General features: G+C 46.9%; 12 protein-coding genes. All 12 read left to right on the top strand.

The annotated features are described in order from the left end of the window. The first annotated feature begins 1 nt into the window (after position 1). Complete coding sequence (locus tag ABUA34_RS08300; protein WP_349823144.1) at positions 2–2,275, top strand: glycoside hydrolase family 9 protein; 2,274 nt, start codon at positions 2–4, stop codon at positions 2,273–2,275. Between the two features lie 118 nt (positions 2,276–2,393). Further along, positions 2,394–5,408 (top strand): YfhO family protein, encoded by a 3,015-nt coding sequence (locus ABUA34_RS08295; RefSeq protein WP_349823143.1) that lies wholly within the window; start codon positions 2,394–2,396, stop codon positions 5,406–5,408. A 231-nt stretch (positions 5,409–5,639) separates the two neighbouring features. Further along, on the top strand, positions 5,640–7,385 hold the full coding sequence (locus tag ABUA34_RS08290; protein ID WP_015534296.1) for an ATP-binding protein: 1,746 nt from the start codon (positions 5,640–5,642) through the stop codon (positions 7,383–7,385). 157 nt (positions 7,386–7,542) lie between these two features. After that, a complete protein-coding gene (locus ABUA34_RS08285; protein WP_055271950.1) occupies positions 7,543–7,926 on the top strand; it encodes a hypothetical protein in 384 nt (127 codons plus the stop codon). Positions 7,927–8,196: 270 nt separating this feature from the next. Beyond that, entirely contained in the window at positions 8,197–8,607 is a 411-nt protein-coding gene (locus ABUA34_RS08280) for an A24 family peptidase (RefSeq protein WP_243440928.1), read from the top strand. A gap of 61 nt (positions 8,608–8,668) precedes the next feature. After that, positions 8,669–9,556, top strand: a complete 888-nt coding sequence (locus ABUA34_RS08275; RefSeq protein WP_242849688.1) for a P-loop NTPase family protein — start codon at positions 8,669–8,671, stop codon at positions 9,554–9,556. Next, positions 9,553–10,809 carry a TadA family conjugal transfer-associated ATPase gene (locus tag ABUA34_RS08270; protein WP_117875081.1) on the top strand — a complete coding sequence of 419 codons (1,257 nt, stop codon included), beginning with the start codon at positions 9,553–9,555 and terminating at the stop codon, positions 10,807–10,809. Before ABUA34_RS08275 ends, ABUA34_RS08270 begins: the two co-directional genes overlap by 4 nt. Then, on the top strand, positions 10,803–11,555 hold the full coding sequence (locus ABUA34_RS08265) for a type II secretion system F family protein (RefSeq protein WP_349823141.1): 753 nt from the start codon (positions 10,803–10,805) through the stop codon (positions 11,553–11,555). The genes ABUA34_RS08270 and ABUA34_RS08265 overlap by 7 nt, the downstream gene beginning before the upstream one ends. 13 nt (positions 11,556–11,568) lie before the next feature. Continuing rightward, positions 11,569–12,900 carry an immunoglobulin-like domain-containing protein gene (locus ABUA34_RS08260; protein WP_349823140.1) on the top strand — a complete coding sequence of 444 codons (1,332 nt, stop codon included), beginning with the start codon at positions 11,569–11,571 and terminating at the stop codon, positions 12,898–12,900. A gap of 28 nt (positions 12,901–12,928) precedes the next feature. Then, the gene (locus ABUA34_RS08255; RefSeq protein WP_015534291.1) at positions 12,929–13,099 is read left to right on the top strand and encodes a Flp1 family type IVb pilin; all 171 of its coding nucleotides are present in this window, start codon (positions 12,929–12,931) and stop codon (positions 13,097–13,099) included. Between the two features lie 11 nt (positions 13,100–13,110). Then, the gene (locus ABUA34_RS08250) at positions 13,111–14,559 is read left to right on the top strand and encodes a DUF5702 domain-containing protein (RefSeq protein WP_015534290.1); all 1,449 of its coding nucleotides are present in this window, start codon (positions 13,111–13,113) and stop codon (positions 14,557–14,559) included. A 46-nt stretch (positions 14,560–14,605) separates the two neighbouring features. Then, positions 14,606–15,220: TadE/TadG family type IV pilus assembly protein (locus tag ABUA34_RS08245; protein ID WP_349823139.1), on the top strand; the 615-nt coding region annotated here is incomplete at its 3' end.

Below are 15,220 nucleotides of genomic sequence, written 5' to 3'. Positions count from 1 at the left end.
CATGGCAAAGATGAAGAAGGTACTGGCCATTGCGATGGCTGCGGCTATGGGTATGTCCATGCTGGCTGGCTGCGGAGGTCAGGGCAAGGACGATGTGACAGAGGCGACAAGCCAGGCGGAGACCAGCGAGGCTGCGACCTCGGAGGAGAAGACAGAGGAGGCTGCTTCGGAGGAGGCTGAACAGGAGAAGACAGAGGTCAAGGCAGGGGATGTCCTGATAGACCTGAACTTTGATGACAATGACACGGACGAGTGCCATACATATTCAAATGGCGGACAGGCCGTACTCGGAGCAGAGAACGGAGAACTGTGTCTGGATATAACCGGAACAGGAAGCCTAGATTATGCGAACCAGATATACTATGACGGATTTGAGCTCAACCAGGACTGTGTGTATGAGCTGTCATTTGACGTGCACAGCACCATTGAGAGAGAAATTCAGTACAGACTTCAGATAAATGGCGGTGATTACCACGCTTATGTGATGGATGACATAACGATAGGCACTGAGACACAGCACATATCTAACCAGTTCACCATGAGCGAGGCATCGGATCCGGCACCTAGAATGTGTATGAATCTGGGACATTTCGAGGGCGTTGGTGATGACAGCGTGCCTCACAAGGTATACTTTGACAATATCAAGCTCACTGTAGTTGACGCCTCAAGCGCACAGAGCGTTGAGGGTATTCCTGATCCAAAGCTGGTTGGCATCAACCAGATGGGTTACGGCAAGGATGCGAAGAAGCTTGCCACAGTGACTGACAGAGACGCCAAGAGCTACGAGGTAAAGAGCGTCGCTGATGACAAGGTAGTCAGCAAGGGTGACGTATCTGGCTGGGATTACGATCCTGCTGTGGGCGACAAATGTGCGGTTATAGATTTCTCTGATGTCAAGGATCAGGGTACATACAAGATAGTTCTCGACACCGGAGCAGAATCATACGAGTTCCCTGTTGGGGATGGCGTGTATGACGATATATACAAGGCGTCAGTGCTCATGTTCTATGACCAGAGATGTGGAACAGAGCTTGATTCAGCCATAGCCGGTGATTTTGCACACGCTGCATGTCACACGGGAACTGCCATAGTGTACGGCTCAGATGTTGCAAAGGATGTGACCGGCGGATGGCATGATGCCGGAGACTACGGAAGATATGTTGTTCCGGGCGCAAAGGCGGTACAGGATCTGCTCCTTACATATGAGGATTCAGAGTATGCGGCAAAGGACGACGCTATCGGAATACCTGAGAGCGGCAACGGTGTTCCTGACGTTCTGGATGAGGTCAGATACGAGCTTGACTGGATGCTCAAGATGCAGGATGAGACCAGCGGCGGAGTTTATCACAAGGTTACCGGAGAGGTGTTCCCTGAGATGGTGGCTGCTGTTGAGGAGACTGCACAGATGATACTCTCACCTATATCCAACACAGCAACAGGCGATTTTGCGGCTGTTATGGCAAAGGCTTCAGTTGTATACAGAAAGTACGATGCAGCATTTGCAGATTCATGTCTTGCTGCAGCTCAGAAGGCATGGAAGTATCTTGAGCAGCATCAGGGAGATGCAGGCTTTAAGAACGTTGGAAGCATAGTTACAGGTGAGTATCCTGACAGCAATGACAGCGATGAGTACCTGTGGGCAGCAGCGGAGCTGTATATCGCAACAGGTGATGAGAGCTACAATGATTATGTGAAGACAGCCATCGAGGGAAGCGTTAAGTACGGCCTTGGATGGGCGGATGTCGGATATTATGGAATATATGACTACTGTGTAAATGTAAAGGACTGCGCAGCAGAGAAGGAGATACTTAAGAAGGGTGCTGACAAGCTTGTAGATAACTATGCCGGCAGCGGCTTCGGTTCAACAACAGGCGGCTCTTATGTATGGGGAAGCAACATGGTCGTTGCGGATAACGGAATCCTTCTGCTCATGGCATCAAAGGTTCTGGGCGACGATTCATATGTGGACTATGCGGCAGACCAGCTCAACTATATACTTGGAAGAAATGCAGTCAGCTACTGTTATGTGACAGGATATGGTTCACAGACTCCTGAGAATCCACACCACAGACCTTCAGAGGCACTGGGCAAGGCAATGCCTGGAATGCTTGTGGGCGGTGCCGATGGAAACCTTGAGGATCCATATGCGAAGGCTGTTCTTGCAAAGATTCCAAAGGAGAGATGCTATGTCGACAACGCACAGAGTTATTCATGTAATGAGGTAACGATCTACTGGAATTCACCTCTTGTATATCTTCTTGCGAACTTCAAGTAGCAAATATTTAAGAATATGTAACTATAATTAGTACATCATATTTGATATAACTATTGAATATCATGTAAGGAATCGGTATGGAAATATGAATGAATATGTAGACAAAATAAAAAAGCTTATGGAGAAAGAGATGGTCAGATATGTTATAGCCGGAGGAATGACCACGGCTGTGAATCTTGTATCATTCTTTGTGTTGAGACTTGTGACGGATCTGTCGCGAAGTGCGGCGAATATCATAGCGATAATGCTTGCCATATTATTTGCTTACTTTGCAAATGGATTTTACGTGTTCAGGTCGGAGCAGAGGAAGAGCGTAGGCCGGATCATAAGGGAGTTCATATCATTTGTGGGCATGCGTCTGTTTGCCATGGTGGTGGAGGTCGTTGGAACCAACCTGCTGTGCGACTCCTTCAGATACAATGAGTTTATATCAAAGATAATAATTCAGGTAGTTGTACTTGTAATAAACTATATATTCAGCAAATGCTTCGTATTTAAGAAGGATAAAAAGCCTGTAAAGGATATATTTGCTGACAACTATATCATGATAATCGCTTTTATCATCCCGGCGATATTTATGTTCGTGCTGTGGGTGGTGGCGGAGATAGGACCATTTGGCGGACACAGCCTTACCATGGTGGACAGTCTTCACCAGTATCTGCCATTCTTCTCTGATTATCATGACAAACTGGTGAACGAGGGAAGCCTGTTCTATACGTGGGACATAGGCATGGGAAGCAATCTGCTTGACATAATCGCCTACTATATGGCTTGCCCTCTGAACTTTATAATCGTGCTGTTCAGCAGGGAGCATCTGTACATAGCGATGTGCCTGCTCATAAGTATCAAGATAGCTCTGTCCGGTATGACCATGGCGAGCTATCTTGGATACAAGTGCAGGAACAAGAACAACCTGCTCATCATTCCATTTGCTGTGGCATATGCACTCAGCAACTATGTCATAGGATATTCATGGAATCTCATGTGGATGGACTGTATACTGATACTTCCGCTTATCATGCAGGGCTTCGAGCAGATGATGGAGGACGGCAGCAACTACAGACTGTACACACTCAGTCTGTTCTATGGACTTCTGTGTAACTACTATATATGTTTCATGATATGTGTGTTCCTGGTTCTCCAGTTTATACTCACCAATCACAAGAACATATACAAGGGCGCAGAGGACACTTTGAGATTTGCGGGAACATCTGTCATGGCTGCGGCTATGTCTGCGTTTCTGCTGATCCCGGCTTATATCGGGATTAACACCACGGCGTCTGCCACCAGACATTTCCCTAAATGGGAGTGGTACGGAAGCATATGGGATATGATAAAGCAGATGTTTGTCTTGACTGAGCCGATAAAGAGCCAGCAGTTTGACGGCGGTGTGAACCTGTACTGCGGTACATTTGCCATACTGCTGATAGGAATATATATTTTCAATACAAAGATCAAATGGTACGAGAAGCTTAAGAATGTGATACTGATCGTATTTCTCATGATGAGCTTCAACAATACGCTGCTCAACTATATATGGCACGGCTTCCATGATCAGTACGGAATCCCGAACAGATTTTCATTCCTGTTCATCTTCATTCTGCTGAGCATGGGATACGAGGCCATTGCAAATACAGACAAGAAGCAGATACCGGGAATAGCCCTGGGAATCATCGTGGCGTTCGGTTTACTGGTTTATGCAGACAAGAATATTGATATGGACAGGACGGTAATTATTCTCACATGGGTGCTGTTTGTTGTGTACTCGGTGGGAATCCTGGTGCTGGGACTTGTCCGCGGCAAAGGCAGATTCGCAGTGGCAGCTATACTTTCAGTGTTGTGTCTGACTGAGATCGTGTTCAGCGCGGCAAAGGGATACGAGAGCAACGGAACGGTGAACATACCGGATTACTATGGCGATGCTGCTAGTGTGCAGGCCGCTATAGATTCTGTTAAGACAGGCCATTTTCCATATAGAACGGAGCTCAACAACACCAAGGTGGTGGATGAATCTACCTATTACAATATGCAGGGAGTCAGCCTGTTTGGTTCGACGGTTTCAAATGACCTTGTGAATGCCATGCACGGACTTGGTTTCTACACAGGTGCCAATGAGTTCCTGTTTGACGGAGCAAATCCGGTGTCAAGTTCGGTTCTGGGCATAAGATATTTGTTCAGGAGACAGGATGAGCATATGTCCTACGATATGGACTATGTGGATACAGTGGATGGCGTTGATGTATACCAGAACAGCCGGGCGCTCAAGCTGGGCTTCATGGTGAATAACGAGCTGAAAGACTGGACTTCTGATGCATCGAATATGTTTGACAGTATAAATAATTTCGTGGAAAAGTCGACTGGGGTGGCTGGTACGTTCAGCCAGATATATCCGGAGGTAACTGGCTCTTCAAATGACATCACGATAACACATGACAATCCGTACAGTGAATACTTTGGACTTTCCGATATCACACCGGGTATCGTGAGCTTTGGACTCAGCTTTGACATAACAGAGGAACAGAATGATCTGTACATCATAGCGAACTGCAATGGAATCACCAAGATAAGGATATATGTGAACGGTGAGGAGCAGAATTACGAGAGACTTCAGTACCAGACATACCATGTGGGACATCTGATAAAGGGAACCAACGTGGAGGTCGAGTATTATTTCTCTGCGGGTGTACCTGACAATACATCTGCAAGACTTACGATAGCCACTCTCAACGGTGCTGCATTTGACCAGGCGTATGAGGGATGGGCTGACAATCAGTTAAATATCAACAAATTTGAGGATGGATATGTGAAGGGACATATATCAGTCGATGAGGCTGGCCTGATGTTCACATCCATACCATATGATTCGGGCTGGACTGCCTATGTTGATGGCAGAAAGACCGATATACAGACTGTTGCGGGAGCATTTATCGCACTGGATCTCGAGAAGGGAGACCATGTGATAGAGTTCAAGTATTTCCCTAGAGGACTCAAGAGCGGCCTGATATTCACATTTGCCGGATGGCTTGTGTTTGCACTGCTTATGAATGCGAAGACCATCAAGGAGAAGCGCGGCAGCAAAAAGGGGAAGCCAGAGGATGAGGATCGGACAGATGATGAAGCAGCGATAGAGTAATGCAGATCTGTTGATAGATAAAATATGCATAATAACGAGGTAGAATGGCTGGGAGACCATAAAAGTAGTCCAATATGTACAAAATAACAGAGAAAATTTGTACATTATTCAGCATAAAAAACTATATGAGCGTTGACCTTAATAATTATTTATAATATAATGTATCCATGTGGATATGCATAGGAGTGTCTATGTGGCAAACGCAATATTTATAGAAACAGAGGTGCATTAATGGACAAAATTAAGGAAATTGGGATTAAGCCGCTTGCACTGGCCATGGCTGTTCTGGCTTTGCTGGCGGGAGTGCTGGGAGTCGCCGGTATAGGTGTGGGAGCTATTATATGTGGCGTCCTGGCAGCGGTCGTTGCTGTTCTGGTATTACTGGTATTCGGAGATGGCAACATGGGATCAGCAGGAAAGTCTGATAAGTATAAGAAGCTTTTCATGAACCTTCCTATAGGATTTGCACAGGCGAGGATCGTTAATGATCCTGTCAACGGAACAAACTACGAGATAGTAGACGCCAATGAGATATTTGGGGAGTATTTCAAGCTCGATGTGTCTGACTACAAGGACAAGATACTGAAGGAGAGCAAGATAGAGGTACTTCAGGATATCAATGCATGGTTCACAGCTTATAACAACTCCGGCACCAAAGAGGGAGATCTGATGGATGTTGAGATCACCATGGAGTCACTTCAGAAGGTGTTCAACACGGTTATGTATAAGTCTGAGGCTGATTACATCAACATGGTAGTCATAGATGTGACCAAGCAGAAGGAGACTGAGGAGAAGCTCAGCAAGGCCATCGTGGATGCGAATGCAGCATACAAGACACAGGCCGAGTTCCTTGCAAACATGAGCCACGAGATAAGAACACCTATAAACGGTATTCTCGGTATGCTCCAGCTCACACTTATGGCTGAGGATCTTCAGGCTGATTACAGAGATAACCTTATCACAGCTAAGAACTGTGCAGACACACTGCTCAGACTTATCAATGATATTCTTGATATAAGCAAGCTTGAGGCTGGTAAGTACAAGATCAAGGAAGAGACATTTGACATCAGGACTGCCATTGAGGACACAGTTGCTGCACAGGTTCCGATCGCAACCAACAAGGGACTGCAGCTCGACTGTTCATTTGGAAGCAATATTCCAAAGCTTGTCCGCGGTGATGGACAGAGAATCCAGCAGGTTCTCAACTGCCTGCTTTCAAATGCTATCAAGTTTACATCCGAGGGAAGCGTAAGAGTCAAGATAGCATCCATGGATGATGGGGACAACAAGATTAAGATCAGAATGGCAGTTGCAGATACTGGTATAGGTATCTCAGAGGCTAATATGAGCAAGCTGTTCATAAGATTCAGCCAGGTAGATGCATCAGATACAAGAAAGTACGGTGGTTCAGGTCTGGGACTTGTCATCACCAAGCAGATCGTTGAGCTGATGGGTGGTAACATAACAGTTCAGAGTAAGGAAGATATAGGTTCAACATTCATCGTCGAGATACCACTCAAGGTTATCAAAGCGGCAGATGCAGCAGATGAGTTCCTCAAAGAGAAGGAGGAGCCTGCAGTATTCTCCATCAATGCACACAGCAAGGCAAGGATACTTGTTGCAGAGGATGAGCCGGTCAACCAGCAGGTTATCGGTAAGCTTCTCGGTATGGCAGGATTCTCATACGATATAGCTGAGAATGGCCAGAAGGCTGTTGAACTGTTCAAGACCAAGATATATGATGCGGCACTGTTTGACGTACAGATGCCAGTTATGGACGGTATAGCAGCTACACAGGAGATCAGGGAGATAGAGCGCAAGGAGAAGAGAAAGAGACTTCCGATCATTGCGGTTACGGCGAGAGCCATGTTCGGTGACAAGGAGAGGATCCTTGAGAACCAGCTTGATGATTATATCGCAAAGCCTTATAATCTCAATGATGTGGTTGATACACTGAATAAGTACATAGACGACTGATGTGAAAGGCCATAAGTATACATGACATAGTGAGAAACAAAGTCAAATAAAAAATCGGGGATTATGGAATCAACACCCATATTCCCGGTTTTTTTAGTTTTACATGGATATATTAAGGCAGATAAAGAAAGATCTATATTACATGGAGGTATATGATATGTCAGATTTTTTCCAGGATGTGTTCAACAAGACCAAGAAGTTTGCAAATAATGCGGTGGATGAGACGAAGGACGCAGCGCAGAAGGCAAAGCTCAACAACAAGATATCAAATGAGGTGCAGATGATCGACAGGAACATGGTCGAGATCGGCAAGTATTTCTACGAGCAGAACAAGGAGAATCCACCTCAGGAGCTGCTCCAGTATTTCAACAATGTAAAGGTTCTTCAGGACAGTATAGCCATAAGCAGGAGCGAGATACAGAACATTGATAATGCCATGGCGGCAAGGAAGCAGGCTGATATGAATCCTAATCAGAGTCCTAACCAGAACTATAACCGGAACCCAAATAACAATCAGAACATGGGAAATGGACAATTTTAGTAAAAAAAATTATATATACATGCTGTAAAATCAGAAGCCCGTTCGTAACAGGACGGGCTTTTTGTATATTGAAATTGGGCAATATACAGCCTGTATATAGCCGCAATTTATAAAATTTTCTTTATGAAATCCCCCCTTTACAAAGGCTGAGAGAGGGTGTAAGGTGTGCTTACAACTCAGAGAGAAGGGAGGACAGAGATCATATATTATGTAATACCATTGATCGCAACTGTGAGCATGGCGGTGGTATCGGACTTCAGAGACTGGAGGATTCCGAACAGGCTTATCGCAGTTGGCATGATACAGGGATTCCTGATGTCGGCAGTTGTCAGAGGACCGTGTGATGGACTTCTGAGCAGTGTGGCAGGCTGTGTTATTCCTGTGGTGATCTTGTTTGTATTATTTCATAAAAAAGCCTTGGGGGCAGGTGATATCAAGCTGCTGGCGACGGCTGGCACATTTGTAGGAACCGATGTGATCCGGGTGATTGTTTACTCCTTTTTGGCCGGAGGAGTTATATCTTTATTTTTTCTTTTAAAAGAAGTTTTAATGTCAGTTACGAATCGTAAAGAAATTTCAACAAAACAATTTTATAGGAATCTGATGAAGTCCAGGGTACATTTCTCTGCTGCCATAATGGGTGGAGTCATGTATTACGTGTGCACTACAGAGTGGAGGTGACAAAATTCAGCAGTACAAGATTGGAATACTGGATGGTGACAGGGCTTACATGATAAGTCTTATGAACCATATCAATTCGGACAGGGACAATCCGCTGTTTGCGCTTGCATTTTCATCGGAGGGAGAACTGTATGGGTATCTTGAGACTAAGACTCTGGATGTTCTGCTGATGGATGAGAATATTCCTCTGGATGAGAGCAAAGTGCCGGTGGCCTGCCGGATGATATTTATGACGAGGGATAGAGTCGATGGATCAGAAGAGATCAGCCATAACAGGATATTCAAATATTCCAGGGTACGGAACATTTCTTCAGAGATCCTCAGATATATGAATATAGACGATACGGACCGCAGAAGAAAGCTGTTCAGGTCGTATGCAGTTATATCACCCATAGGGAGGTGTGGTAAGACAAACCTTGCGGTCAGCCTGTGCATGAATGATGAGGTGCGGGGCGGCCTGTATGTGGGCATGGAGGAGTACAGTGCATTTCACGACCATGAGGACGTTCTGGCGAATGTGATATATCTGGTGAAACAGAGGTCACCGGATCTGACCGGATATATGGAGCAAAAAATCGTGGAGCTTGAGGAATACAGCGTGCTTGGATATCTGGGATCGTACATAGATGCACTGGAGCTGGACACGGAGGATATGGTGTGGCTCATAGACGAGTTCCGCAGATGGGGCAGATATACAACGGTTGTGTTTGATATGGGACAGGCGGTTCTCAAGGATCTGGCGATACTTGGGGCATTTGACGAGATAATGGTTCCGGAGCTTAAGGATGAATTGTCCCAGGACAAGCTTGGGATGTTCGAGAGGGTTCTGGAGAGAAGGGAGCTCGGCAAGATTGCTCGGAGGCTGCACAGGTTGAACGTGCCGCTGGCGGTTCCGGGAAGTGCGGAGATGCTGAGATTTATAGAAAGTGAAATAGGAAGCAGAAGATGAAACAGGATGACAGACAGTTGATACGAAGCAAGGTCATGCAGAGTATAGATATGTCGGGTGACATAGGAGATGAGCAGGTCAGCGATATGATCGACAGGTGTATTCTCGAATCTGAGTCCGGGAATGTGCTGAGCGTGAGGGATAAGCTTGCGCTGAAGAAGGAACTGTTCAACAGTCTGAGGAGGCTTGATATATTGTCAGAGCTTCTCGACGATGAAGCGGTGACTGAGATAATGATAAATGGCTGCAGCAATATATTTGTCGAGCGGGCAGGAAGGATGTACAGGTATGACAAGGCATTTGAGAGCGAGGAACGGCTCAAAACCATAATCCAGAGCATCGTAGCGGAGTGCAACAGGATAGTAAATGAGGCGTCGCCGATAGTGGATGCAAGGCTTAAGGATGGTTCGAGAGTGAATGTGGTGCTGCCGCCGGTGAGCCTGAGCGGCAGCGTGATGACCATAAGAAAGTTTCCGAAGGACAAGATGACCATGGACAAGCTGGTGGAGATCGGATCAGTCACCATGGAGGTTGCCGATTTCCTGAAGAATCTGGTCGTGGCGGGCTACAACATAATCATCTCGGGAGGAACCGGCGCGGGCAAGACGACATTTCTGAATGCCCTGTCAGGGTATATACCGGCGGATGAGAGAATTGTCACGATAGAGGATTCGGCGGAGCTTCAGCTTGCGGGCATCGACAATCTGGTGAGCCTTGAGGCGAGAAGTGCAAATGTCGAGGGCGAAAATGCGGTGAGCATAAGGGATCTTATCAAGACGAGCCTCAGAATGAGACCTTCACGGATAATAGTGGGTGAGGTCAGGGATGCGGCGGCGATAGATATGCTTACTGCCATGAACACAGGACACGATGGAAGCCTGTCAACAGGACATGCAAACTCTGCCCGGGACATGCTGACGAGGCTTGAGACCATGGTTCTGATGGGTGCGGATATGCCTGTTCTGGCGATAAGGCAGCAGATAGCGTCGGCGGTGGACATAGTTGTCCAGCTTGGAAGACTGAGGGACAGATCCCGAAGATGTATAGAGATAAGCGAGGTCACAGGACTGGAAGGAGGTGAATTTGTCATGAATAAATTGTATGAATTTCATGAGAGCAATATGGGAAAGGACAGGGGGCGAGTGGAAGGAATGCTTAGAAAGATAAATGATCTTCACAACACATCAAAGCTCGTGGCGGCTGGATTTATAAGCGTTAATGAGAGCAGTGATTCAAGGAGGGATGTGTGCTGAGACAGGGTATAGATTATGATTCTTATAAACTAAGTGTCAGGGAAATCGTAACCGGTATCGCTGTGTATTCAGTCATAGCGGTGATGGTGTCGGTGCTCTTCTTTGACAGTCTTATACCGTGCCTGGTGTTCACGCCGGGGATTCTGATATTTCTCAGGAAAATTGCCGATGGTAAATGCCGGCAGAGAAAGAATAAACTTAATAATGAATTTAAGGAAATGCTGCTGTCCCTGTCCGCAAATATGGCGGCGGGATATTCATTGGAAAAAGCGTTTGTTCCAGCTTGTCACGAGCTGGACGGAATGTATCAGGGGAAATCTTATATCAGACAGGAAATGCTGCTCATAATAAACGGCCTTGAGATGAGCTCTGATGTTGAAAGTCTTTTGAGGGATATGGCGGACAGGTCAGGACTTCAGGATGTGAAGGAATTTGCTCATGTGGTCGCAGTTGCAAAGGGCTCCGGGGGAAATCTCATCAGGATGATGAAGAAGATGGTTGAAAATATTGACAGGCGTCTGGAAGTGGAGGAAGAGATAGACACGATGATAACGTCAAAACGGCTGGAGCAGAATATCATGTCTGCCATGCCATTTGTCATCATTCTGTATCTGAGGGTGTGTAATCCTGGATATATGGATGCGCTGTATGGCAATGCTCTGGGGATAGCTGCCATGAGTGCGTGTCTGGTGATCACGGCGGCGACGGTGATATGGGGCAGAAAGATCACAGATATACATATGTGAAAGGATGATGGATATGCTGAAAAGGGCTGCGGGAAAAATATACGGCTGGATAGAACCGCATATGGACAATGACAAGATGCTCACGAAGATAAAGAGGGTATACATATGTACGGATGCCGCGGCGAGGGATAAATGTGCGGAGATGTACACAGACATTATTGCGAAGATCCTGCTGACGCTTTTGGTGACATGTATTCTTGCGGTGATCCTTGTGGCAAAGGAAGCATTTGCGCCTCATCAGGTGGTGCTCACCAGAGATGGGTACGGAGGGGATGTGTCCACCGTCACTCTGGAGACTGACATAGATGGAGAAAAGACTGATTTTGATGTGGATGTCATGCCGCTGGAATATGATCCTGACGATATGGAAGCTGTGTTTGAGCAGGGATTTGGTGAGATTGAAGACCTGTATCTTGGGGAAAATGAATCCCCCGACGAAGTGATATATGATCTGGAGCTTGTGGATCACCTGGATGCGCTCGGACTCGATGTGCAGTGGATAAGCGAGGACAACGAGCTGGTGTCGTCCGATGGACGTATCGGCGATATAGCGGAGGGAGAAGACAGAATAGTGTCCATCACGGCTGTTCTTACATACAGGGAGCTGAGCGCGGAGAGAACATATCAGATACGCGTGTGCGGAAGGGAAGAGACAGGCAGGGAAAAGGCTCTGAAGGATATAAGGGAAGGCATCAGGGAGATACAGGCGGGAAGTGGAGATTCGAGCGAGGTGGCGCTGCCGGAGCAGATAAACGGATATGCGGTCAGGCCCACCTCGGGAGGCGGAAGCGGTCTTATGATACTGTTTCTCGGTGGTTTCGCAGCCATTTGTATATGGGGTGGAAACAGGTCGAAGATCCAGGGAATGGAAAAAAAGAGATCCGACGAGCTCATGTCGGAGTACCCGGAGCTTGTGGATAAGCTGACGCTCTATCTTGGAGCAGGAGTCACGGTCAGAGGTGCATTTGCAAGGATAGTGAAGAGTGGCAGGGAAGATTGTGCCGGTACGGATCAGGGCGGGAGTGTTCTGACCAGGGAACTGATTTATGCGCTAAATGAGATCCAGGCAGGAGTATCCGAGAGTGAGGCTTACTACAACATGGGGCACAGGATAAATCTGCCGATGTATATAAAGCTCATGTCGCTTTTGTCACAGAATGTGAAGAAAGGCACGAGAGATATATTGATCATGATGGCGGGCGAGGAGCAGAACGCAATGCAGACCAGAAAGGAGATGGCGAAGAGAAAGGGGGAGGAAGCCGGGACAAAGCTGCTTCTTCCGATGGTGGTTCTGCTGGGAGTGGTCATGGTAATAGTCATGCTGCCCGCAATAATAAATTTTTAAGATAATAAGTTTTAAGGAGGAAAAATGTATGAAGAGATGGGAAGATTTTATGGAAGATGAGTCAGGTATGGGAGTGGTCGAAATAATCCTTATAATGGTCGTCTTGATCGCGATGTGCGTCATATTCAAGCAGCAGATAACTTCTCTGGTGAACAACATATGGAACTCGATCAACAAGAGTGCAAAGAAGATATATTAAGGGGGAGCTGTATGAGAAATCAGGGACATGTAACGGTTTTTCTGAGTATAATCCTGATCTCCATGCTGCTTCTGGGGCTCTCCGTGCTTGAGATGGCGCGGATAAGAATGGGCAGTGCCAAGGCCGCAATGGCGGCCGAGGGCGCAGCCTGTGATGTGAAGGCGGCGTACGACAAGGAGTTGTTTGAGGAGTATCATCTGCTGGCGGTCGACAGCACATTTGGCGGACACGGTGAGGGAAAGCTTGAGCAGATGGCGCAGGATTATCTGGAATATACTCTGGAAAATGGTCAGGGCGACAATATGAGCGTTGAAGATGTGGCGCTGGCAGAGTGCAGGGGACTTCTGGAGAATGACTGCGAGAATATGAAGCTGCAGATAACCGACCATATGAAGGTGTACATGGAGGAGAAGGGAATAGAAGACATTCTTGAGATGATAACATCCGGGGATAAGGCCATGGAGGATGCTTCTGGAGCTGTGGAAAATGGTAAGAATGAGTCGAATCAGGATGAGAGCAGTTGGAGCGGTACGGATCCTAGAAAAGCGCTGAAAAGCATCCTGACAGGTGGACTTCTGAATGTTGTCACGCCATCCGGGCGGGTGGTGTCAGATCAGGCATACGATCTGGATGGCTTTCCGTCAGACGGACAGGCGGAGGATACGAGACAGTGGGAGGACATAGAATTTGACGATCTGGATAAATTCCAGAGGCAGCTCATGTTGGATGGAGAGAGATCACAGACCGGAATAGTGGATGACATATATGGTGTCGGGTATGCACTGGCGAATTTCAATACATTTACTGACAGGAAACAGGACAGACCATTTGAGTGTGAGGTGGAATACATTATCGCCGGAAAGGATAATGACCATGACAATCTGCAGGGGGTCGTGAACAGGATAGTGCTTCACAGACTGCCGCTCAATCTGGCATATCTGCTCTCAGACAGCGCAAAGATGGCCGAAGTGTCATCCATAGCTGCGGTGCTGGCTCTTGTGCCGGGGGTCACCTATGGGGCGGCGAAATATCTGCTGCTCGGATGCTGGGCTTATGCTGAGACAATTGTTGATATAAGGCTGCTGCTTGACGGCAAAAGCGTTCAGTTTATGAAGACAGACGAATACTGGGTGACGGACATCAACAATCTTGACAAGCTGATGAATCTGGATTCCGTGGACTATGAAGGCGTGGATGCTGTGAGCTACAGGGATTATCTGGCGATACTTCTGATAGAGAATAAAGGAGGCATGTATTACAGGATGGCGGATCTTATACAGCTTAATTTCAGACAGACGGATGAGTCGTTTGAGATGAAGAATATGATGTATTCTCTGACATTTGATGTTGAGGTCAGTCAGGACAGGAAATTTGCATCGTTTATAGAAGATCACGAGGGCGTATCGAAGATAGATGACGGACTGTACAGGTACAGCTTCAGGCAGTGTGTGAGTTATTGAGATATGAAAATATCCTGAAGGGGGGTGTTATATGTTCTCTTGTTGTATGTTGAAAAGTAAATATATGAAAGATAAATCGCCTCTCCAAGCGCATATTACTATAGATTTTGTTCGGATCAGGTATGGCAGGAGAATATATAAGACAGCTCCTTTGGGATGTGACCGTGGTAGTGCCAGTGTGGAGGCATCGTTGGTGCTGCCAGTGTTTATATTTGCCATGCTGACTGTGTTTGCCATGGCCGGATGTATACGGACACGGACTGTGATATATGAGGGCTTACATGAGACGGCTGCGTATCTTGCGGAATACAGCTATGCGTATGAGCTAGCCGAAAAGGGCGCGGACATGGGGCCGTATGCTGAAGGTATGGCAGATGGTGTGTCGCTCGTGCTGGCGAACAGGAAGATCAGGGAGTACATAGATGACAAAGGCACGGTGAACACATATGTCGACGGCGGAATGTCCGGGGTTAAGGTGATAAATGCAGAGCTGTCGGATGACGGATTTGTGTGCCTCAAGGTCAGATATATGCTGAAGATCAATCTGCCATTTGCCGGAGGATCTACCGTGGGGTGCGTGGACAGGATAAGACAGAGGGCGTACCTGGGATATGACAGGTCGCAGGATGATGACGATGATGATGAGTATGTGTATGTGGCT

The sequence above is a fragment of the Coprococcus sp. RTP21428st1_C9_RTP21428_210409 genome (assembly GCF_040227395.1).
Taxonomy (GTDB): Bacteria; Bacillota; Clostridia; order Lachnospirales; family Lachnospiraceae; genus Coprococcus; species Coprococcus aceti.
This window is presented reverse-complemented; position numbering and strand designations above follow the sequence as displayed.